Below are 22,230 nucleotides of genomic sequence, written 5' to 3'. Positions count from 1 at the left end.
TCCCTCTGTCGTCCCGGCCTCCTGCCGCTGGCTAGGGTGCTGGCCCATGGGAACACGGGGAACGGAACAGACCCGGCGCGAGGCCGACTGGAGCACGCCGACCGACATCGAGGACGCGCTGCTGGAAGCCCGGTCAAGGGCCGACTGGGACGCCTATCTGGCGGTACTGCAACGCACCGAACTGTTCATCTACGTGTACAAGGACCGGGTGGACGGCGGCACTGTCCAGCCCCGGATACGTACCCGGGACGGCCGTCCGTGCCTGCATGTCCACACCCGCGGTGTGCTGCTGCGCGAACCCCACAGGCATCTGGTCGCCGTGCACCTGACGGACGCCGAGCGGCTCTGGAAGCGCTGGAAGCTGTCGGATGCGGACCACGTGGGGCTGCTCGTGAACCCCGGCACCCCCACCGAGGCGTACTTTCCCGGCAACCGCGCGCTGGCCCGGCGCTGGCACCGGCAGGCCCGGCGGGCCGGGCCCCGGCGCGAGACGGACGCGCTGCTCACCCTGCGGACCGGCATCCTGACGGGCCCTCTCGCGCACGGTCTGGCCTGCGGCGCCCATCTCGCCGTGCAGAACGCGGTGTTCTGGAACGACGTGGGCGATGTCTGTACCAGCTACGAAGGCGACACCGCCACCCTGAGTGCGCTGTGGGAGATCACCGACCATGAAACCTGGCGCGAGCAGCTGGACTTCCTCCTCGAAGGCAGCAACAGCCCTCCCGAACCGGAGTTCCTGCTCGGGATACGCGAGGCCCTGACCGAGCACCGCCCCGACGAGCCCGTCACCGCCGGCCGGTGGCGCGAGGTCGCGCTCGGCCGTCTGCTGGAGCTGAACGAGGACGCGGACCAGCAGGCGCTCGCCGGCATGGTCACCTCGCTCACCGGGACGATCCTCCGCTACGAGGCGCGCTTCCGTGCCGACGGAGTGCTGCCGCCCGACGGCCGGGTCCGCTCCGCGCTCGCCTACGACTACGGCCGGGCCGTCAACGTGGCCCGTTGGGGCCGCGGCGCCCGGCTGGCCACCACCAGTCAGGCCGAAGAGGCCGTGCTGCGCGCGGGGGAGCTGTGCGGCAGTGCCTACGGATCCTGGGCGGAGCTGTCTGCGGGCTACATACTCGGCCGCGCACTGCGCTTCGACGAGGAGGCATTCGGCGAGTGGTACGAGTCCGCCCTCGTCGCGCACCGCATCCTCACCGAGGATCCGGAGAGCCCCTGGCACACCCTGCCGTTCACAGCCGGGCTGCCTTGAGGGCCATGTGGAGGAGCAGCCGGTCCTCACCCTCGTCGAGGTCGAGGCCGGTGAGGCGCTCCACCCGGGAGAGGCGGTAGTAGAGGGTCTGGCGGTGGATGCCGAGGGCGGCGGCCGTGCGGCCCGCCTGGCCCGCGCAGTCGAGGAACACCTCGGCGGTGCGGGCCAGTTCGCTGTGGGCGGGCCGCAGCAGTTCCCGTACGGCGGGGTCGGGAACATCGTCGAGCGGGCCCCGAAGGCGCGTCAGCATGCGGTAGGGGCCGATGGCGTCCCACGCGGCGAGGGCGCCGGGCAGTGACTCGGCCCGTGCGGCGCGCGCCGCCGCGAGGGCCTCGGCCCACGCCTCGGGCAGCTCGTCGACCCCGGTGCGCGGCGCGCTCAGCCCGGCGGCCGGACCCCGCGCCTCCGCGCCCGTACCGGCGGTGGAGACCGGGGAGCGCAGCAGCCGCTCGGCCGCCGTGCGCGCGGGCTCCAGACCGTGCGGGCCGCGCAGCCGTACGAGCACCGCCAGCGCGCCGTCCCTCGCGCACTGCGCCGCGAGCCGGGGGATGGCGGCGGGCACCGGACCGCGCCCGGGGCCGGGGGACTCGTCCTCGGGCCAGGGCGCGACGGCGACCAGCGCCAGCGGCCCCGTGGCGGCGGAGCCCAGCGCGGTGCGCAGCCCGGCCAGCGCCTCGTCCCGCGCGCCGCCGCCCGCCGGGGCGAGCGCGGTGCGCAGCAGTTCCCCGGTGCGGGCCTCGTCGCGGGTCTGGGCCGCCAGCAGCGCGCCCGCACGGTCGGCGACCGCCATCGCGGCGGCCAGCCGGGGGTCGGTCAGCTCCAGGGCCCCGTCGTCCAGCAGCCAGATGTAGCCGTAGACCACGCCCCGCTCGCGCACCGGCAGGCAGATGCGGCCGTGCACCACCCCGGTCGCCGGGTCCGGGGGCACCTCCCCGCCGGAGGCCGGGGGAGGGACGCGGACGGGGCCCGTGGCCCTGGTGATGCCGAAGCTCTCGAAGAAGGCGCGCACGGCGGGCGTCGAGCGGCGCTGGAGGATGGTGCGGGTGCGCACCGAATCCAGCGCCGGGCCGTCGGCCTCGCCCTCCTCGCCCCCGCCCCCGTGGGCGCCGAAGGCGATCAGCGCGAAGTCGCGGCCCTCCAGCGTGGCGGGCGTGCCCACCAGCTGGGAGACCTCGTCGATCAGCGCCTGGTAGTCCTCGCTCATACCGCCCGGGCCTCCGTCGTCACTCGTTCCCTACCCGCCGGTCCCCGGGCCTCCGGCCGGGAGCCCCCAGGATCCCCGGGAGCCCAGCCGCGCGGGGCTGTAGGCCCATTCTCATACATCTGTCTGAGATGCAGGGCACGGACGCGTGACAGGTGTCGATGGCCGCGAGGTGGCGGGATCCTTACATTCCTGGGTGGCTCCCGCGCTCCCGCGCCGTCGAGTCCTGCACAAGAACAATCCGTGGAGGTGCCCCGTGCTGGGACCCGTGCTCCTCGCCGCCGCGCGCAGCGACAGCATCCGACGCCTCGTCTCGGCCGCGCCGGTCACCCGCCCGATGGTGGACCGGTTCGTGGCGGGCGAGCAGCTCGATCAGTGTCTGAGCGGCATCACCTCGCTCGCCGGGCGTGGTATGGAAGTCACCATTGACCATCTGGGCGAGGACATCACCGACCGGTCCGAGGCGCTGCGCAACCGTGACGCCTACCTCGCGCTGGCCGAGGCCCTGGCCGGTGCCGGGCTGGGGGCGCGGGCCGAGATGTCGGTGAAGCTCTCCGCCTTCGGGCAGGCCCTGCCCGGCGGGCACGAGCTGGCCACCGAGAACGTGCTGCCCGTGGTGGAGGCCGCCGCCGAGGCCGGGACGACCGTGACCCTCGACATGGAGGACCACACCACCGTCGACTCCACGCTCGCCATCCTCGGTGAGCTGCGGCAGCGCTTTCCCGCCACCGGTGCCGTCGTCCAGTCCTATCTGTTCAGGACCGAGGCGGACTGCCACGCGCTGGCCGGCGAGGGCTCCCGGGTCCGGCTGGTCAAGGGCGCCTACAACGAGCCCCCCGAGGTCGCCTTCCAGGACAAGCGCGAGGTCGACAGGGCGTACGTGCGCTGTCTGAAGGTCCTGATGGCGGGCAAGGGCTACCCGATGGTCGGCTCGCACGACCCGCGGATGGTGGCCATCGCCCAGGATCTGGCCGCGCGTTACGGTCGGAAGGAGGACGAGTACGAGTTCCAGATGCTCTACGGCATCCGCAGCGCCGAGCAGGAGCGGCTGGTGGCGGAGGGCCACCGGATGCGAGTCTACGTCCCGTACGGCACCGACTGGTACGGCTATTTCATGCGGCGCCTCGCGGAGCGCCCCGCGAACCTGGCCTTCTTCCTGCGCTCGCTGGTCAGCCGAGGCTGACGCACCCTTCGCAGACCGCTGCCCCCTGCCGGGGGCCCCGGGGGCCCCGGCGAAGCCGACACGAGCCGCAGCCCCCGGGAAAACACCTCACGACCCAAGGAGCAACCCGTGGACGCTGTGACCCAGGTTCCCGCCCCGTACAACGAGCCGGTGCACACCTACGCGCCCGGCAGCCCCGAGCGTGCGCGCCTGGAGGCCAAGCTCAAGGAGCTGGCAGGAAGCCCCGTCGACCTGCCGATGACGATCGACGGCGTCAAGCGCATGGGCGGTGGCGCGCGCCACGACGTCGTGCAGCCGCACAACCACAAGGCCGTCCTCGGTACCTACGCCGACGCCACGCGCCAGGACGCGCAGGACGCCATCGACGCGGCACTCGCCGCGGCCCCGGCCTGGCGCGCGCTGTCCTTCGACGACCGCGCGGCGATCATCCTCAAGGCCGCCGAGCTGCTGTCGGGGCCCTGGCGCGAGACCATCGCGGCCTCCACCATGCTGGGCCAGTCCAAGACCGCGCAGCAGGCCGAGATCGACGCCCCCTGTGAGCTGATCGACTTCTGGCGCTTCAACGTGCACTTCGCGCGTGAGCTGCTGACCGAGCAGCCGCTGGTGCAGCCGCACGGCGTGTGGAACCGCATGGACCACCGCCCGCTGGAGGGCTTCGTCTACGCGGTCACGCCGTTCAACTTCACCGCCATCGCCGGCAACCTCCCCACGGCCCCGGCCCTCATGGGCAACGTCGTGATCTGGAAGCCGTCCCCGACGCAGACCCACTCCGCGATCCTCCTCATGGAGCTGCTGGAGGAGGCCGGCCTGCCCAAGGGCGTCATCAACCTGGTGACGGGCGACGGCAAGGAGGTCTCCGAGGTCGCGATCCCGCACCCGGACCTGGCGGGCATCCACTTCACCGGCTCGACGGCCACCTTCCAGCACCTGTGGAAGAGCGTCGGCGAGAACATCTCGGGCTACAAGTCCTACCCGCGCATCGTCGGCGAGACCGGCGGCAAGGACTTCATCGTCGCGCACTCCACCGCCGACCCGAAGATCCTCAAGACCGCCATCACCCGTGGCGCCTTCGAGTACCAGGGCCAGAAGTGTTCGGCTGCCTCCCGCGCCTACGTGCCGCGCTCCATCTGGGAGAGCGGCTTCAAGGACGAGCTGGCCGCCGAGGTCGAGGGCCTGGCCATGGGTGACGTCACCGACCTGTCGAACTTCATCGGCGCCGTCATCGACGACCGTGCCTTCGCCAAGAACAAGGCCGCCATCGACCGCGCCGCGGCCGACCCGTCCTGCGAGATCGTCGCGGGCGGTACCTACGACGACAGCGTCGGCTACTTCATCACCCCGACCGTCATCGCCTGCTCCGACCCCGAGAACGAGGTCTTCAAGACCGAGTACTTCGGCCCGGTCATCGCCGTCCACGTCTACGAAGACGGTCAGGACGGGGCCTGGGAAGCGATGCTGGACCAGATGGAGTCCGCCTCGGCCTACGCGCTGACCGGCGCCGTGCTGGCCCAGGACCGGGCGGTGCTGGCCGCCGCCTCCGAGAAGCTGCGCTTCGCCGCGGGCAACTTCTACCTGAACGACCGGCCCACCGGCTCCATCGTGGGCCAGCAGCCCTTCGGCGGTGCGCGGGCCTCGGGCACCAACGACAAGGCGGGCTCGAAGTTCAACCTGATCCGCTGGTCCTCGCCGCGCGCGATCAAGGAGACCCAGGTCGCCCCGACGGACTACCGGTACCCGCACATGGGCTGACCCCCGCCGCCCCTGTGCGATGAGGGCCCGGCCCCTTCCCAGGAGGGGGCCGGGCCCTGTCGTGTGTGTGGGCCTCGTCTCAGATAGTAGGAAGGCCAACTATTTGGCGAGACATCACGGCTGCGAGCTCCTATCTTTGTAGGAGCCGAACGTCCCGCTCCACCGAGCGCATCGCGGACGTGACGCCGTGTGCCTGGCGCAGGTGACCCCTGCCGCACCGGCTGTCCCCGCCTCCGGCTGTCAGGCAGATCTCCCCTCGCTCGCGCAGAAGGAGTTGCTTCCCATGGCCACGCCCACAGCCACCCACACTCACGCCCCCGCCTCGAGGCTCCGCCGCTCCCGTGCGGCGGCGCGACTCCGCGAAGAAGAGCGCCGCAAGGCGTCGGAGGCCCTTCAGCGTGCTTTCGACCGCCGTTGAGACCTTCGGCTGTCGCTGGGGACCGGACGGGCTGCTGAGTAGCCCGTCCGGCGTTTGAGGACCGGGGGCTTGGGGGCCGAGCCCCCAAAGAAACGGGAAGTGGGGGTACCTCCCGGCCGGAGGCTGAGGGAGGGGCAGGGGCCATTTCAGCCGTGCCGCACCACGAAGTGGTCGATGCGGCGGCCCGACTCCGCCAAGGCCGTCACTTCGAGTGACGGCCGGCCCCCCGGCCGGGACTCGACGGCGAGGAACGAGAACCCCGTGTAGCGGACCCGCGACCACTCGACGTGGTCGCGGTTTTGCACCCGCGCCTTCGTCCAGTGAAAGCTGGGCACACTCTCCCGCTCGTCGAGATGCCCCTCATAGCTGTCCGGCACCGGAAAGTCGTACAGCTTCTTCCCCGCGCCCCCGGCGGTCACGTACACCGTGCCGTCCCGGCGGGGCTCGGTCGTCCCGCCGATCTCCAGCTTCCGCGTGGGCTCGCCGCCCCGCACCGGATCGGTCCGCTCGTAGACGTGGTTGTGTCCGTTGACGACGAGATCGACCCGGTGCTGTTCGAACAGCGCGACCCACTCGTCCCGCACCCCGCCGTCCGAGGCGTGCGTGCTGGTGGAGTACGCGCAGTGGTGGAAGAAGACGACGATGAAGTCGACCCTGTCGGCCGCCCCGTCGCCCCTGTCACCCCCGTCGGCCGCGCGCAGCCGCTTCAGCTCGCGCGCGAGCCACCGCGTCTGCGCGCCGTCGGTGTAGCCGCGGTTGGCGGGGATCTCGTAGGAGACGTCGTTGGCGTCGAGCGCGACGACGCCCACGTTCCCGTACCGGAACGAGTAGACGCCGGGCGCCTTCTCGGGGTCGGGCCCGTTGTCGGGGAGGGACCAGCGCGCCGACTGGCCGCCGTAGCCGTTGGGGGAGTACCACGCCTCCATGTCGTGGTTGCCCGTGGTCACCATCCAGGGGACGCGCGCGGCGACCGACTCGGTCTGGGCGAGGAATTGGTCCCACACCCGCGCGTCGTAGGTGTCCGACTCCTTGCCGTGGCCCGAGTCGTCGGCGTAGCAGATGTCGCCGGCGTGGAGGTGGAAGGCGGGGTTCTGGCCCAGCAGGAGCTGGTCGTTGGCGAGCGCGTCGTAGCTGACGCCCTGGTCGCCGAAGGCGGTGAAGACGAACCGTTCCCCGGCGTCGGCGGGCGCGGTGGTGAACGAGCCGACGGTGCCGAGCCGTTCGGCCGAGGCCGGGTCGAAGCCGTCGTGGCCGACGCCGTAGTAGTACGTCGTGCCCGGGCGCAGCCCGTCGAGCGCGGCGTGCAGATACAGCTGCTCGACCTCGGGGACGTCGCGGCCGAGCGAGGGCGTGTGCAGTGGCCGGACCTCGGCCTCGATCCGGCGGCCCAGCTCCCAGGGCTTGAGCCCGACGCGCACGTAGGGCCGCTTCACCGCGAACGGCACCTGCCAGGAGATCCGCATCCGGGTCTTCGGGTCGGAGCCGAAGGCCAGGTGGCGGCCGAACGGTGCCACCAGCGAGCCGTCCACCTTCACCGGCGAGGCCACCAGCGTGGGCCCGGCGGCGGCGCCGGGCCCGTCGCCGAGCGCGGCCTCGGAGGCGCTCACCAGCCCGGCAGCCCCCGCCGCCCCCGCGACGACCAGCCCGCCGCCGCGCAGCACTCCGCGCCGGGACGGCTTCTCGCGGCGGGACAGCTTCTCGCGCAGATACGCGTGTTGCTCAGGCATGCTCATGCGTGCGGCGAGGCGGGCGGGTATGCCGACGGCGGGCAGGTCGTTCGCTGTCATGGAAAACAAAATTCCCAGCGCGCGACAACTCGGGGAAGACATGGGGGAGTACGCGTGGTGAACGCCGTCCGACCGCCGCGGCGCCCCGGCTTTTCGGCAGCGGCCCGGAGCTGGAACCGTTGTCCGTCATGTGGACTTGTGATGTCAGGGCGTGGGACGAGGAGTAGGGTCTGCCCATGTCTTCAGGAACGGCCTCCAGCACGGACCGCACCCTCAATCTCGCAGTGATCCCCGGCGACGGAATCGGCCCCGAGGTCGTCGCCCAGGGCCTGAAGGTCCTGTCCGCCGTCCTTCCGCAGGACGTGAAGCTGGAGACCCACGAGTACGACCTCGGCGCCAGGCGCTGGCACGCCACGGGGGAGACCCTCCCGGACGCCGAGCTGGAGCAGCTCAAGGAGCACGACGCGATCCTGCTCGGCGCCATCGGCGACCCGGGCGTCCCCTCCGGGGTCCTGGAGCGCGGCCTGCTGCTCAAGCTCCGCTTCGCCTTCGACCACTTCGTCAACCTGCGCCCCTCGAAGCTGTTCCCGAACACCGACTCGCCACTGGCGGGCCGCCCGGACATCGACTTCGTAGTCGTCCGCGAGGGCACCGAGGGGCCGTACGTCGGCAACGGCGGCAGCATCCGCAAGGGCACTCCGCAGGAGGTCGCCAACGAGGTCAGCGTCAACACGGCCTTCGGTGTGGAGCGGGTCGTGCGCGACGCCTACGAGCGTGCGCGGGCGCGTGAGGCGAAGAAGCTGACGCTGGTCCACAAGAACAACGTCCTGGTGCACGCCGGCCACCTGTGGAAGGACACCTTCGACCGGGTCGGCCAGGAGTACCCCGAGGTCACCACCGACTATCTGCACGTCGACGCCGCCACGATCTTCCTGGTCACCGACCCGGCGCGGTTCGACGTGATCGTCACCGACAACCTCTTCGGCGACATCCTCACCGACCTCGCCGCCGCCGTCAGCGGCGGCATCGGCGTGGCGGCCTCCGGGAACATCAACCCGTCCCGCGAGTTCCCCTCCATGTTCGAGCCGGTGCACGGCTCCGCGCCCGACATCGCGGGCACCGGCAAGGCCGACCCCACCGCGACCGTGCTGTCCGTCGCGCTCCTGCTGCGCCACCTCGGCTTCGAGGCCGAGGCGGCGCGCATCGACGAGGCGGTCACCGCCGACCTCGCCGAGCGTGCCGACACCACGCGCTCGACGGAGGAGACCGGCGACGCGCTCGCGGTGCGAGTAGCCGGCTAGGCCCGGATTCCCCGCTCACCAGCGGCCGGGCCAGGTGCCCGGCCGCTGTGCTGTACGTATCTGTGCTACTAGGCGGTTGGGTGCCACCATCTATCCCCAGGACCGCCTCCCTGCCCACCTGTGGCCCGTACACATGTCTCACGCGCGATAATCGGACGTGGGGCCGCGATATGTGGGGAAGCTCGGACGTCCTAGCACTGGGCTGGGGCTGAGACGAACCGGAGCGCGGTCCGCAACAACACAAGCGAAGGACGCGCTGACATGACGACGCCCCGTATCGAATTCGATCTCAAGCCCGCCGCACAGCCCATGGCCGCTGCCGAGCGCGAGGCGGTGCTGGCGGACCCCGGCTTCGGGCGGTATTTCACCGACCACATGGTCACCATCCAGTGGACCGAGGGCCGGGGCTGGCACGACGCCCAGCTCCAGCCGTACGCGCCGCTCCAGATGGACCCCGCGAACATGACGCTGCACTACGCGCAGTCGATCTTCGAAGGACTCAAGGCGTACCGGCAGCCGGACGGCTCCGTGGCGGTCTTCCGACCGGACGCCAACGCGCGCCGCTTCCAGCGCAGCGCCCACCGCCTGGCCATGCCCGAACTGCCGGTGGAGACCTTCATCGAGGCATGCGACCTGCTGGTCGGGCAGGACAAGGACTGGGTGCCCTCCGAGGGCGAGGCCTCGCTCTACCTGCGTCCCTTCATGTTCGCCAGCGAGGTGGGGCTGGGGGTCAGGCCCTCCAACCAGTACACGTTCATGGTCATCGCCTCACCCGCGGGCTCCTACTTCACCGGCGGTGTGCAGCCGGTCTCGGTCTGGCTGTCCGAGGAGTACGTGCGCGCGTCGCCGGGCGGCACCGGCGAGGCCAAGTGCGCGGGCAACTACGCCGCGTCCCTCGTCGCCCAGGCCGAGGCCGCCGCGCAGGGCTGTGACCAGGTCGTCTGGCTGGATGCCGTGGAGCGCCGCTACATCGAGGAGATGGGCGGCATGAACCTTTACTTCGTCTACGGCGAGGGCGAGAGCGCCCGCATCGTCACCCCGGAACTGACCGGCACCCTGCTGCCGGGCATCACCCGGGACTCGCTGCTGCGGATCGCCTCGGACATGGGATACACCACACAGGAGGCCCGGATCTCCACCGACGACTGGCGGCTGGGCAACGCGGACGGCTCGATCAGCGAGGTGTTCGCGTGCGGCACGGCCGCCGTGATCACACCGGTCGGCGAGGCGAAGTCGGCGCGGGCGGAGTGGAAGGTCGCCGACGGCGGCGCCGGGGAGATCACCATGAAGCTGCGCGAGGCGCTGCTGGCGATCCAGACCGGCAAGGCGGAGGACAAGCACGGCTGGATGCACACGCTGGGCTCCTGACCTCGCTGGGCCCGCCGGCCGGCTCCCGGCGCCCGGCCCCTGGCTCCCGGACTCTCCGGCTCCCGGATCCGCTGGCTCTCAAGAGGTGGTGGGGCGTGTCCCCGTAAGCCCGGAACCGACCGACAGTACATGTACCTGACATGTGTGGGTCGTGCTTCCGTGGCCGAGGGGCCGCTGCGCATCAGTGTGATGACGGTGTCATCGACCGCCTCCCGGAGGGCCGACATCCACGATGCCGCATCGAGTGAGCCAGCACGGCCAGGAGAGCCAGCAGGAGATCGAAAGAGCGGCGGCGGCGCTGGGCCGCCGCCGCTTTCTGACCGTCACGAGTGCCGCAGCGGCGCTCGCCTTCGCCACGAACCTCCCCGGCAGCGCGCACGCGGCCGAGGCCGACGCGAACAAGGCCGTCAGCGACGACCCCTTCACCCTCGGCGTCGCCTCCGGCGACCCGCTGCCCGGCTCCGTCGTCCTGTGGACCCGCCTGGCGCCCAAGCCGTACGAGACCGGCAGCGGGCTGCCGAACGCGCGGATCACCGTGCGGTGGGAGATCGCCCACGACCGCCGCTTCCGCCGCGTCGCCCGGCGGGGCGAGATCAGCGCGCACCCCGAGCTGAACCACTCCGTGCACGTCGAGGCCGAGGGCCTGGACGCCGACCGGGTCTACTACTACCGCTTCCGCACCGGGAAGTGGATCAGCCCGGTGGGCCGCACCCGCACCGCCCCGGCAGCCGGCGCGAACCTGACCGACCTGCGGCTGGCCGCCATCTCGTGCCAGGCGTACCACGACGGCTACTACACCGCGCACCGTCACCTCGCCGAGGAGGACGTTGACCTGGTCTTCCACCTCGGCGACTACCTGTACGAGTACGCGGTGGACGCGCACGGCGGCGCCCGGAAGTACACCGACCGCGAGCTTCCCGCCGTCTTCAACCGCGAGACCGCCACGCTGGAGGACTACCGGCTGCGCTACGCCCTGTACAAGTCCGACCCCGACCTGCGGGCCGCGCACGCCGCGCACCCCTTCCTCGTCACCTGGGACGACCACGAGACCGAGAACAACTACGCGGACGACATCCCCGAGGACGGAGGGTCCTCCGAGCAGTTCCTGGTGCGCAGGGCCGCCGCCTACCGCGCCTACTGGGAGAACCAGCCGCTGCGCCGCCCCCAGAAGCCCTCGGGCCCCGACATGCGCCTCTACCGCAGGCTGCGCTTCGGGAAGCTCGCGCAGTTCGACATCCTCGACACCCGGCAATACCGCTCCGACCAGGCGTACGGCGACGGCGCCCACGCGCCGGGACCCGAGTCCGAGGACCCGAAGCGCACCATCACGGGCGCCACGCAGGAGCGCTGGCTGCTCGACGGCTGGCGGGCCTCGGACACGGTGTGGAACGTCGTACCCCAGCAGGTCACCTTCAGCGAGCGCCGCACCAACAGCACCCCCGCCTACAAGCTCAGCATGGACGCCTGGGACGGCTACCCCGCCTCCCGCGAGCGGCTGCTGGCCGGCGCGGAGTCCGCCGGGATCGAGAACCTGATGGTGCTCACGGGCGATGTGCACAAGGGCTACGCCTACGACATCAAGCGCCGCTTCGGCGACCAGGACTCGCGCACCCTCGGCACCGAGATCGTGGCGACCTCCATCACCAGCGGCAAGGACGGCGAGGACAAGCCCGCCGACTGGGCCGACTACACGGGCGCCAACCCGCACATGAAGTTCTACAACGGCAGGCGCGGCTATGTGACCGTCCGCCTCACCTCCAAGGAGGCCCGCGCCGACTTCCGCACGGTCGCGGCGGTGACCACCCCGGGCGCCCAGGTCAGCACGGCTGCCACCTTCGTCACCGAGGTCGGCGACCAGGGGCTGCGCGAGGTCTGAGCCCCGGGCGAACGGGCCCGTGCGCGGCAGCCGCAGCTCATACCCCGCCTGGCGGGGCGGGGTTGCGGCTGCGTCGCATGAGCGGAGGGCCACACTCCATCTGCGGAGAGTTAACAAGCTGATACGGTGAGGCCCGCGATGGCGTGGGCATGCCCACGGGTACCAGGTCAGCCGAACCAGCAGTGAGTTATGGAGACATCGAGGATGTCCTTCGAAGCGGAATGGGCCGGGCACATGGCCAAGGCGAAGTCGGAACAATCGACCCGCATGCAACTCAACCAGGCGGGCCCCGAAGAGCAGGCAGCCAAAGCTGGAAAGCGCAGGCTGCATGTGACCCCCTCAGTGCTGCGGGCGAAGGCTGAGGACGCAGCGGACGTCACCGCTGCCTTCATGCGTGCCGACAACAAGGCGATGACGGAGACCGGGCAGCTCAAGGCGAGTCTGTCCGGCTTCGATTGTGCGTCCGCGTTCGACACCTTCGAAGAACGCTGGAGCGACCAGATGCGTTATCTCCGTAACCGGCTGAGCGTGAACGTGGTGGCGGCGCTGCGCAAGGCGAGCTTCAACTTCCGAGGCAGGGATCACGGGGTGAAGGACGAGATGGACGGTGTTGCGGAGGGCAACAAAGGGGCCGAGGAAATGGGGAAGGGCCCGCACTGATGCTTACCTTCGGGACCTTGATCTCGGCGAACCTGGAACCTTTACGAGAGGCCGTCGCCAAGTGGAAGGATCTCCCCGGCAAGTTCCGCCGTGTCGGTACCTACTTCTTCGATCACGTGCAGTCACCGCTCACGAAATCCGACTGGCATGGCGAGGCCGCAAGCGCAGCGAAAAGCACCTTCTGGGACATCACCTTCCGGCTGGAGAAGGCCGCTGACGAGGCGGATGACGTGCACGGCTTTCTGGGAAGTGCTTACAGAAAGCTGCACGGTTGCCAGAAGACGCTCAAGGAGTACAAGGAACAGCTGGACGCGAGTACTTACCTTCAGATCGACGGCACGGGCAAGGTCTCCCGGCGGGATTCTGTACAGAACGGCGAGGGCTCTGACGGGGAAGGACCGTCCCAAGGTTTCCGGTTCGGTGACAGCGCCGACTTCTACAACCGGGAGATCTCCCGGCTCATGGAAGATGCGCGAGAGGCCGACCAACTCCTCAAGTGGGCCCTGAGCCGGGACCCTAATGGACGCGACAAGGGCTTCGCCTCGGACGGTGTCGACAGCCTTGAGGACGCCCGACGGGCCCGCCGGGAGGCGGCGAAGGACGCCCGCGCGTTCACCAAGCTCGCCGAGGTCGACCACCGTACGCTCTCACCGGCCGAAGTGAAACGTGCGACCGCCTACCTGAACAAGCACGAGGGCGATCCATACTTCGGGGAGAAGGTGGCAACGGGCCTGGGGGCCCGCGGCACTCTGGAGTTCTGGCAACGCAACGCCAACGAGCCGCAGAAGGGCGAGGCCCGCACGAAGGCGCTGGCCAAGCTACAGAAGTCGATGAGCCTCACCTTGGCCTCGGCCTCGCACTCCGACAGTGCGGCGATGAAGGACTGGAAACACGACGTCATCCGGCTCGGAACCAAACGCTTTGCCGACGTCAACTACTCGGGTGACAGCCTGGCACCCGGCCGCTCTTCCAAGGGCCCGTACGGATTCCAGATCATGAGCAGCCTCATGCGGGACGGCGAATACGACAAGGGCTTCCTGCATCAGTACGGCAAGGGATTCGGGACGGGCGACAAGCATGTTCAAGGCCTCATCGAGTTCGACAAGAAGGCTGAAGCCAGAGGCGACCTGAAGGACTTCTGGCGCCCGGACGGCTACGACCCCGTCCTCAACCTCGGCAAGGGGAGCGACCATGGCCTGGACCCGATGGCGGGGTACATGGAAGCGCTGGGGCACAACTCGGAGGCGGCGCAGGAGCTTTTCGGAAGCAACGAGGTCGGCGGCTCGCGGAATGTTGGAGTTGACCCCGACCTCCGGTACCTCCTCAAGGATCGAGAATGGCCCAATGGCGACCCTATGGGGGCCGGAGATCGAGGTTACGGATACGACGAACTCGGTCATGCAGTAGAGGCAGGGGCGCTCGGTCGACCGTATGACGAGCCGGAGTCGGGGGTGCACAAGACTGCGGCAGGCGCGAGCATCATGAATCAGACGGTAAATGTGGTGGCGGAAGACCATGCCTTTCTGGATGATAAATTTCATCCAGGTCGCAGTCATCTGAGCGACAGCTTCGCCAAGATGGGCGCAGGATATATCGACAACCTCAACTGGGCCACGTCGGCGGATGCTGAATCACCGTACGGAGACGACATTCGAGATGCCGCTTTTGGCCCGGTTGACGGGAAGAATGCTATTAGCCCCTCGACGAGCGACGCCCGCGACTTCATGGCGATTGTCGGTGGTACGGAGGATGGGCATCATATCCTCTCTGGTGCCCAGCAGGAGTATACATCGCGGGTCCTTGATTCTGGCTTGGGGCCTGGGAAAGCGTCCATGTTGGCCGTTGAGTCAGGTGCTGAGAATCAAGGTCTCCTAGATCACTCTCGATTCGGGTCCATCGTTGGCGACAGTGACGACCTGAAAACCGAGCAGGCCAGAAAATTGCAAGAAGCAGCTGAGTGGAAGAAGTACGGTATCGGTCAGGGGAGTGGCGTGGTTTCCACGGGTGTCGAGAGTGTGCTGGAGGGGACCACGAAGGCTACTTACGCCGTTCCAATAGTCGGCTCCGTCACCGAAGCCTTCAGTACCGAGCGTGGGATCATGATTGACCGGGGGGTCGAGCGCGAGCAAGAGAAATTTGAAGCACGCGTGGACGCCGATGTCGACGAAGTGCGGTCGGATTTCGCGACAGCTGGCCGGGCTCGAAGCAAGGATCCACTGAATTTGTATCTCACGGCTCATCCTGAATTGGAGCACTCCGACTGGTTCGATGAGGCAGAGTTCCGCCGTAAGACTGCTTACAGCCGGGCCAACCCCGGAGCAATTGGGTGAAGGGTTTCATCATGCGCAAGAGCCGAGGTTTTGGAGGAGCAGCGCTGATGCTGGCCTCATCCTGTCTGGTTGCGCTGCTCACGGCTTCATGCGTAACTGATCCAAGGCCGAGTGACAGGAAGAGGACGGATACGAAAGACGCACCTGAGCTGATCTCCAGGAACACGTGCAGCCGTATCCTCGAAGATGAAATCCTGAAGGAACTGAAGTCCAAGTCGCCAACGAAGAAAACAGAACTCGGTATTGGGATTCAGTACCTGTATACCGGCGGCGGCTCGATGAGCCGCAGTATGAATACGCGCAAGGGCGCCACCCCCAGCGGTGATTACAGTGGATGTGCAATCGGCGACCTCAAGGAACACATGCTCGTCGAGGTCGAGGAGAACTGGGGCCCGCAGACCTTCCCGTCTGCCGCCGAGAAGCAGGGGAAGGTCACCAGCTATCAGCGCCTCGGTGCCAAGGGGAAGACCGAGCAATTCCGGTTGCTTGTCGACTGCCGGCGGCCGGACCTGGTGCGCAAGTCGAAACTGAAGAAGCAGTTCGCGATGCGCGTCACGCTCGCGGACCGGCTGGATCTCTCGGACCGTACGCGCGCCGCTCTCCTCACGAACGCCGCCAAATTGCTCACCAGTATTGTGGAGTGCCGGAACGAGGTCACGTTTCCGGAACCGAGGTCGGTGGACTTCGCTCAATGAGGAGGGGGCGTCGGCGAGCGCCTGAGCGAGTACGGCGTCGGCTTCACCGAGGGTGCGTAGGGAACAGGTCGCACTCCGCCCACACCGTCTTCCCAGATGGTGGCCGGGCGACGACGCCCCAGCGCGAGGCCAGCGTCTCGACCAGCAACAGGCCGCGCCCGCCCTCGTCGTCAGCACCAGGGACCGCACGCACCGCCGTCGTATCCCCGAGTCCTCGGGGCACCCGCTCCCCGCGCCCGTCCGCGACCTCCACGCGCAAGGTGCGCGGCAGTACCAGGCCGGGGCCGATCATGAGCCGCAGCCGGAAGTCCCGTCCGGCCAGCCGCCCGGCGGGCGCCCGTCCGTGCAGCGCGGCGTTGGCCGTCAGCTCCCCGATCACCAGCGCGGCCACGCGACTGATCTCGCTGTCGTACGGCCAGCCCCAGTCCGCGAGCCGCTGTACCCCCATCAGCCGGGCCAGCCGGGCCCCGCGCCGGGTGGAGCTGAAGAGCTGGCTGAACTCGTGGACGGGGGAGGGGATCCGGGTGGGGACGGTGTGTGCTGCGTTGTGCATGGGCGGTCTGTCTCTCTGTGGGCCGTCGGTCGTCTGTCACGATTCGCATTCAGAGAGTGACAATCCGTCGTAGCCTCATGGAAGGGGCGTGACCTCAACAACGCCCGTGTCACGGAAAGAAGCTGATGGCGGTGGCTCACCACTCGAAGGACCTCGACCCGTATACCTCGCCCCGTGCCTTCTACGGCTCGGAGCTGCGGCGCCTGCGTGAGGGCTCGGGCCTCAGCCAGGAAGGACTGGGCGACCGCGCCTTCTGCTCAGGCGCGTACATCGGCCAGTTCGAGACGGGCGCACGGCGCCCCCAGGAGGAGCTGTCCCGCAGCTTCGACGAGATCCTGGGCAGCGGACAGCACATGCAGCGGCTGTGCGCGCTGGCCCGCGAGTCCAAGCATCCGGACTACTTCGCGGACGCGGCCGAGATGGAGAGGCACGCGGCGACGTTCTGCGAGTACCTGCCGATGGTGGTGCCGGGCTTCTTGCAGACAGAGGCGTACGCCCGAGCCCAGACGCGCGCCTCTATGCCGCTCGCGTCGGATGCCGAAGTAGAAGAGCGTGTTGCGACACGCATGGAACGCGCCCGGCGTCTTCTGGACTCAACAGGCCCGAAGTTGTGGGCCATCCTGCACGAGGCGGCGCTGTACGTCGCTGTCGGCGGAGCTGAGGTCATGGCTGGCCAGCTGGCGCACGTCGCCTCGGTCGGGCGCGCCGGACAAGTCATCGTTCAAGTGCAGCCGTTCTCGGCGGGAGCACACCCGATCATGGCCAACTCACTGATCCTGATGACCTTCCCAGACGCGCCCGCCGTCGCCTACGTGGAGAGCGCACACACGGGCCAGCTCATCGACGAACCGGCGTTGGTGGCGGAATACCAGGCGTCGTACGATCTGGCCAGGGCTGCGGCGTTGCCGCTGACGGCGTCCCTGGAACTTGTCGAGGCGACTGCGAAGGACTGGAAACCGTGATCTCTGCAGACGAACTCGGTACCGCTATATGGCGTACGTCGTCCTACAGCAACGGCGAAGGCGGAGCCTGCGTCTCGGTCGCCGATGGTTTCCCCGGTGCCCTCCCGGTCCGGGACACGAAGTGTCCGGAGGGAGCCACGCTCATCTTCCCCGCAGGCAGCTGGGCCGCCTTCGTCCGCACGGTGAAGGGCTCCGCGTAGCCTCACCGAATTCCCGGGTCCAGGCTCGACAGCCGCAGCTCGTGTCCCCGCGTCGGGGCCGGGCGGCGGCTGTTTCGCATGAGCGGAGGGTCACAGGCCCTGCCCCAGGGTGCCCCCACGGGCAGGTCACAGACGGACGGCCGCCTCCGTTCCGCATCGTGAGACATACCGCGCAGTCTGGCACCATGCGTGCCACACTGCCCCCGTGCCCTCGTTCGTCATGATTATTGGCAGCAGGCGCGCCGGTCCGCAGTGACCGACTGTCGCAGGAAGACCTGCTCGGCAGCGGCCACCGTGCCCCAGACCCGCGCGCAGACCTCTCGCACCCGCGAGGGGTTTTTTCGTTTTCTGGCCCACCTTGGCCGGGGACGGCAGGCGCGAGGGATGATGGGGGCAAGTGGAGCGCATACTTCCGCAACCCACTGATCCAGCCAGGAGCCACCAGCATGACCACCGAAGCCACCGCTCGATCCGACGCCCCCGGCACCTCCGGCGCCCCCGACGATGCGTTCCACGTCTTCGACACCACGCTGCGTGACGGGGCGCAGCGCGAGGGCGTCAACCTGACCGTCGCCGACAAGCTGACCATCGCCCGTCACCTGGACGAGTACGGCGTCGGCTTCATCGAGGGCGGCTGGCCGGGCGCCAACCCGCGCGACACCGAGTTCTTCGCCCGCGCCCCCCAGGAGATCGACTTCCAGCACGCGCAGCTCGTCGCCTTCGGCTCCACCCGCAGGGCGGGCGTACCCGCGCAGATCGACCCGCAGGTCAAGGCGCTGGTCGACTCGGGAGCGCCGGTCGTCACGCTGGTCGCCAAGGCGCACGACCGGCACGTCGAGCTGGCCCTGCGCACCACGCTCGAAGAGAACCTCGCGATGATCCGCGACACCGTCTCCTACCTGCGCGAGCAGGGCCGCCGCGTCTTCGTGGACTGCGAGCACTTCTTCGACGGCTACCACGCCAACCCCGCCTACGCGAAGGACGTCGTGCGCACCGCGCACGAGGCCGGGGCCGACGTCGTCGTGCTGTGCGACACCAACGGGGGCATGATCCCCGCGCAGATCCAGGCCGTGGTGCGCACCGTCGCGGCCGACACCGGCGCCCGGCTCGGCATCCACGCGCAGGACGACACCGGCTGCGCCGTCGCCAACACCCTCGCGGCCGTGGACGGCGGCGCCACGCATGTCCAGTGCACCGCCAACGGGTACGGCGAGCGGGTCGGGAACGCCAACCTCTTCCCCGTGGTGGCCGCGCTGGAGCTGAAGTACGGCAAGCGGGTGCTGCCCGAGGGCGCGCTGGCCGAGACCACTCGTGTCTCCCACGCCATCGCCGAGGTCGTCAACCTCACCCCCTCCACCCACCAGCCCTACGTCGGCACCTCGGCCTTCGCCCACAAGGGCGGACTGCACGCCTCCGCGATCAAGATCGACCCCGACCTCTACCAGCACATCGCCCCCGAACTCGTCGGCAACACCATGCGGATGCTCGTCTCCGACATGGCCGGACGCGCCTCCGTCGAGCTGAAGGGCAAGGAGCTGGGCTACGACCTGGGCGGCGACCGCGAACTGGTCGGCCGGGTGGTCGAGCGGGTCAAGGAGCAGGAGCTGAAGGGCTACACGTACGAGGCGGCCGACGCCTCCTTCGAGCTGCTGCTGCGCGACGAGGTGCGCGGCGGCGCCGCCGGCACCGCGCCCCGCTTCTTCCGCGCGGAGTCCTGGCGCACCATCGTCGAGCAGCGCCCCGACGGCGTACAGGTCAACGAGGCGACGGTCAGGCTGTGGGCCAAGGGGGAGCGGGCCGTCGTCACCGGGGAGGGCAACGGCCCCGTCGACGCGCTGGACCACGCCCTGCGCGCGGGCCTGGAGCGCCTCCACCCCGAGCTGGCCAGGCTGGCGCTGGTGGACTACAAGGTCCGCATCCTGGAGGGCGCGCAGGGCACCTCCTCCACGACCCGGGTGCTGCTGTCGATGAGCGACGGCAGCGCGGAGTGGACCACGGTGGGGGTCGGCGACAACGTCATCGCCGCCTCCTGGCAGGCACTTGACGACGGCTACACCTACGGGCTGCTGCGCGCGGGCGTCCAGCCGCACGACTAGGCTGTGCCCGGCCGCGCAAGGCCGTATCCGGCCGCCCGCGTCCTGCCGCTGGGGCGCCGTGTCCCGCCGCCGGAGTACCTTCCGGGTCCCGCCGCTGGAGTACTTTCCAGCGGCGCCGGCGGCACAGCGCGGGGGCACTCGGTCCGATGCCGTCGGCCGCCGTGGCCGCCGCGCACCGGGGAGCCCGGGGGACACTGTGCGTCTCGGAGCCCGTACGCTCACCCCCGGTACCGCGCGCGCCACGCTCCGGTGCACGCGGCGGCCCCACTGAGCGCGGACGCAAACTACCGCCGGTAGGGGGCTGTGGGATTCCTACAGTCCCTGGCGCTCTTGATGAGAGAAACCAGTACTTGGCGCACTCAGGGGTGTCGGGTTCTGTCCAGCGCGGCCATGATTCGGGCGTGGAGACTGTACGAATCTGACGACGGCGATCGGCCCTCGCGTTTCGTAGGGTCTATACATGACCGATCTGCCCCAGCCGTCACCCCGGACGAAGGAGGCCGCGCCCTCGTCCGCCCCCGCGCAGGATGCGCGTGGGCGCGTTGCCGAACTGCACGCCATCCGTGCCGAGGCGTACCGGGGCCCCAGTGAGCGGGCCACCGAGGCCCAGCACGCCAAGGGGAAGCTGACCGCGCGCGAGCGTATCGAGCTGCTGCTGGACGAGGGCAGCTTCTGCGAGGTCGAACCGCTGCGCAGGCACCGCGCCACGGGCTTCGGCCTCGAAGCCAAGAAGCCCTACACGGACGGGGTGATCACCGGCTGGGGCACCGTGCACGGCCGGACGGTCTTCGTCTACGCGCACGACTTCCGGATCTTCGGCGGCGCGCTCGGCGAGGCGCACGCCACCAAGATCCACAAGATCATGGACAAGGCGATCGCCGCGGGCGCGCCCCTGGTCTCCCTCAACGACGGCGCGGGCGCCCGTATCCAGGAGGGCGTCTCCGCGCTCGCCGGGTACGGCGGCATCTTCCAGCGCAACACCAAGGCATCCGGTGTCATCCCGCAGATCTCCGTGATGCTCGGCCCCTGCGCCGGCGGCGCCGCCTACAGCCCGGCGCTGACCGACTTCGTCTTCATGGTGCGGGACACCTCGCAGATGTTCATCACCGGACCCGACGTGGTCCAGGCGGTGACCGGCGCCGAGGTGACGCAGAACGGGCTCGGCGGCGCCGATGTGCACGCGGCCACCTCCGGAGTGGCGCACTTCGCCTACGACGACGAGGAGACCTGCCTCGAAGAGGTCCGCTACCTCCTCTCGCTGCTGCCGCAGAACAACCGCGAGAACCCGCCCACCGAGCCCACCGACGACCCCGCGGACCGGCGCGGCGACGCGCTGCTGGACCTGGTGCCCGCCGACGGCAACCGGCCCTACGACATGCGCAAGGTCCTCGAAGAACTGGTGGACGACGGCGACTTCCTGGAGGTCCACGAGCGCTGGGCGACCAACATCATCTGTGCTCTGGCGCGGATGGACGGCGGAGTCGTCGGCATCGTCGCCAACCAGCCGCAGTCGCTGGCCGGGGTGCTGGACATCGAGGCGAGTGAAAAGGCTGCCCGCTTCGTGCAGATGTGCGACGCGTTCAACATCCCGATCCTCACCCTGCTGGACGTCCCCGGCTTCCTGCCCGGTGTCGACCAGGAGCACGGCGGCATCATCCGGCACGGCGCCAAGCTGCTGTACGCCTACTGCAACGCCACCGTGCCGCGCATCTCCGTGGTGCTGCGCAAGGCGTACGGCGGTGCGTACATCGTCATGGACAGCCAGACCATCGGTGCCGACCTCACCTACGCGTGGCCGACGAACGAGATCGCGGTGATGGGGGCCGAGGGCGCCGCCAACGTCATCTTCCGCAGGCAGATCGCCGCGGCCGACGACCCCGAGGCCATGCGGGTGCGCATGGTCAAGGAGTACAAGGCCGAGCTGATGCACCCCTATTACGCCGCCGAGCGTGGCCTGGTCGACGACGTCATCGACCCGTCCGAGACCCGCGAGGTCCTCATCCGGTCCCTCGCGATGCTCCGCAGCAAGCACGCCGACCTGCCGTCACGCAAGCACGGCAATCCTCCGCAGTGATGGGAGTACAGATGAGCAACACCCCCCAGGAGCCTGGCAGTACGGGCTCACTGAGCACCGAGGACAGCAGCCCCGTGAACGATGGCGCCCAGCTCGGCAGCCTCGTCCGGGTGGAGAGGGGCGAGGCCAACGCCGAGGAGCTGGCAGCCGTCACCGCGCTGCTCCTCGCCCGTGCCGCCGCCACTTCGCAGCACGCCCAGGTGCCCGCGCGCCGCGGCGGCCGGCCGACGAAGGCGGGCTGGCGCCGCCTGGAGCGCCAGCACGGGTTCCGCGCCCCGCACAGCTGGCAGGGCTAGTGCCCCTCCCGGCAAGCTTTGCCCCGTCGCGCCGCCCGGCACGCACGCTCGCGGCGTTGGCCAAAAGCCCTGGTAGCTCCTTCCCCAAGCTCTCAACTTCGTTCGAGCAGGGGAGACCCCAATCAAGGACTTCCGGCCGCCTTGCGATCGCACGCACCGGACGACACTCCTTCCGGGGTAGACATTGCCGGTCACGGCACTAGACGGGGGCCGCCGAGGCGGCGGGGGAACGACGAAGGCGCGTGCGGGAGTCCGGAACCGGACTCCCGCACGCGCCTTCGTGTGTGCG

General features: G+C 69.5%; 17 protein-coding genes. 14 read left to right on the top strand and 3 right to left on the bottom strand.

The features are described from left to right. Nucleotides 1-46: 46 nt before the first annotated feature. Complete coding sequence (locus OHB04_RS12530) at nucleotides 47-1,252, top strand: DUF1266 domain-containing protein (protein ID WP_326687758.1); 1,206 nt, start codon at nucleotides 47-49, stop codon at nucleotides 1,250-1,252. On the opposite strand, the gene OHB04_RS12525 is transcribed toward OHB04_RS12530, so the two are convergent. After that, nucleotides 1,233-2,456 carry a PucR family transcriptional regulator gene (locus OHB04_RS12525; protein WP_326807459.1) on the bottom strand — a complete coding sequence of 408 codons (1,224 nt, stop codon included), beginning with the start codon at nucleotides 2,454-2,456 and terminating at the stop codon, nucleotides 1,233-1,235. The genes OHB04_RS12530 and OHB04_RS12525 overlap by 20 nt on opposite strands. Nucleotides 2,457-2,709: 253 nt before the next feature. Here OHB04_RS12525 and OHB04_RS12520 point away from each other — a divergent pair, with 253 nt between their 5' ends. Together OHB04_RS12520 and pruA are read left to right on the top strand one after the other, a co-directional pair. Then, nucleotides 2,710-3,636, top strand: coding sequence for a proline dehydrogenase family protein (locus OHB04_RS12520; protein ID WP_326687756.1), 927 nt, complete (start codon nucleotides 2,710-2,712; stop codon nucleotides 3,634-3,636). Between the two features lie 108 nt (nucleotides 3,637-3,744). Beyond that, on the top strand, nucleotides 3,745-5,385 hold the full coding sequence (gene pruA / locus OHB04_RS12515) for an L-glutamate gamma-semialdehyde dehydrogenase (protein ID WP_326687755.1): 1,641 nt from the start codon (nucleotides 3,745-3,747) through the stop codon (nucleotides 5,383-5,385). 564 nt (nucleotides 5,386-5,949) lie between these two features. Here pruA and OHB04_RS12510 read toward each other — a convergent pair. Next, nucleotides 5,950-7,590, bottom strand: coding sequence for a purple acid phosphatase family protein (locus OHB04_RS12510; protein ID WP_326687754.1), 1,641 nt, complete (start codon nucleotides 7,588-7,590; stop codon nucleotides 5,950-5,952). 176 nt (nucleotides 7,591-7,766) lie between these two features. Between OHB04_RS12510 and OHB04_RS12505 the strand changes: the two genes are divergently transcribed. From OHB04_RS12505 to OHB04_RS12480, 6 genes are all read left to right on the top strand, one after another. Continuing rightward, the gene (locus tag OHB04_RS12505) at nucleotides 7,767-8,831 is read left to right on the top strand and encodes a 3-isopropylmalate dehydrogenase (protein WP_326687753.1); all 1,065 of its coding nucleotides are present in this window, start codon (nucleotides 7,767-7,769) and stop codon (nucleotides 8,829-8,831) included. Nucleotides 8,832-9,092: 261 nt separating this feature from the next. Then, the gene (locus OHB04_RS12500) at nucleotides 9,093-10,199 is read left to right on the top strand and encodes a branched-chain amino acid aminotransferase (protein WP_326687752.1); all 1,107 of its coding nucleotides are present in this window, start codon (nucleotides 9,093-9,095) and stop codon (nucleotides 10,197-10,199) included. Between the two features lie 232 nt (nucleotides 10,200-10,431). After that, on the top strand, nucleotides 10,432-12,075 hold the full coding sequence (locus OHB04_RS12495; protein WP_326687751.1) for an alkaline phosphatase D family protein: 1,644 nt from the start codon (nucleotides 10,432-10,434) through the stop codon (nucleotides 12,073-12,075). 204 nt (nucleotides 12,076-12,279) lie between these two features. Next, complete coding sequence (locus OHB04_RS12490; protein ID WP_326687750.1) at nucleotides 12,280-12,735, top strand: hypothetical protein; 456 nt, start codon at nucleotides 12,280-12,282, stop codon at nucleotides 12,733-12,735. A 17-nt stretch (nucleotides 12,736-12,752) separates the two neighbouring features. After that, nucleotides 12,753-15,065, top strand: coding sequence for a hypothetical protein (locus OHB04_RS12485; protein ID WP_326807458.1), 2,313 nt, complete (start codon nucleotides 12,753-12,755; stop codon nucleotides 15,063-15,065). 11 nt (nucleotides 15,066-15,076) lie between these two features. Continuing rightward, on the top strand, nucleotides 15,077-15,760 hold the full coding sequence (locus OHB04_RS12480) for a hypothetical protein (RefSeq protein WP_326807457.1): 684 nt from the start codon (nucleotides 15,077-15,079) through the stop codon (nucleotides 15,758-15,760). Nucleotides 15,761-15,803: 43 nt separating this feature from the next. Here OHB04_RS12480 and OHB04_RS12475 read toward each other — a convergent pair whose 3' ends face one another. Next, nucleotides 15,804-16,313, bottom strand: coding sequence for an ATP-binding protein (locus OHB04_RS12475; RefSeq protein WP_326687747.1), 510 nt, complete (start codon nucleotides 16,311-16,313; stop codon nucleotides 15,804-15,806). 131 nt (nucleotides 16,314-16,444) lie between these two features. Here OHB04_RS12475 and OHB04_RS12470 point away from each other — a divergent pair, with 131 nt between their 5' ends. From OHB04_RS12470 to OHB04_RS12450, 5 genes are all read left to right on the top strand, one after another. Beyond that, on the top strand, nucleotides 16,445-17,275 hold the full coding sequence (locus OHB04_RS12470; RefSeq protein WP_326807456.1) for a helix-turn-helix domain-containing protein: 831 nt from the start codon (nucleotides 16,445-16,447) through the stop codon (nucleotides 17,273-17,275). Further along, nucleotides 17,272-17,475, top strand: a complete 204-nt coding sequence (locus tag OHB04_RS12465) for a DUF397 domain-containing protein (RefSeq protein ID WP_326807455.1) — start codon at nucleotides 17,272-17,274, stop codon at nucleotides 17,473-17,475. Before OHB04_RS12470 ends, OHB04_RS12465 begins: the two co-directional genes overlap by 4 nt. A 446-nt stretch (nucleotides 17,476-17,921) precedes the next feature. After that, on the top strand, nucleotides 17,922-19,571 hold the full coding sequence (gene cimA / locus OHB04_RS12460; protein WP_326807454.1) for a citramalate synthase: 1,650 nt from the start codon (nucleotides 17,922-17,924) through the stop codon (nucleotides 19,569-19,571). Nucleotides 19,572-20,031: 460 nt separating this feature from the next. Beyond that, nucleotides 20,032-21,645 carry an acyl-CoA carboxylase subunit beta gene (locus OHB04_RS12455; RefSeq protein ID WP_326687743.1) on the top strand — a complete coding sequence of 538 codons (1,614 nt, stop codon included), beginning with the start codon at nucleotides 20,032-20,034 and terminating at the stop codon, nucleotides 21,643-21,645. An 11-nt stretch (nucleotides 21,646-21,656) separates the two neighbouring features. Further along, nucleotides 21,657-21,941, top strand: a complete 285-nt coding sequence (locus tag OHB04_RS12450) for an acyl-CoA carboxylase epsilon subunit (RefSeq protein WP_326687742.1) — start codon at nucleotides 21,657-21,659, stop codon at nucleotides 21,939-21,941. Nucleotides 21,942-22,230: the final 289 nt, after the last annotated feature.

The organism is Streptomyces sp. NBC_01775, assembly GCF_035917675.1.
Lineage (GTDB): Bacteria > Actinomycetota > Actinomycetes > Streptomycetales > Streptomycetaceae > Streptomyces.
Note: the sequence above shows the minus strand (reverse complement) of the source record. Positions and strands in the feature narration are given on the sequence as shown.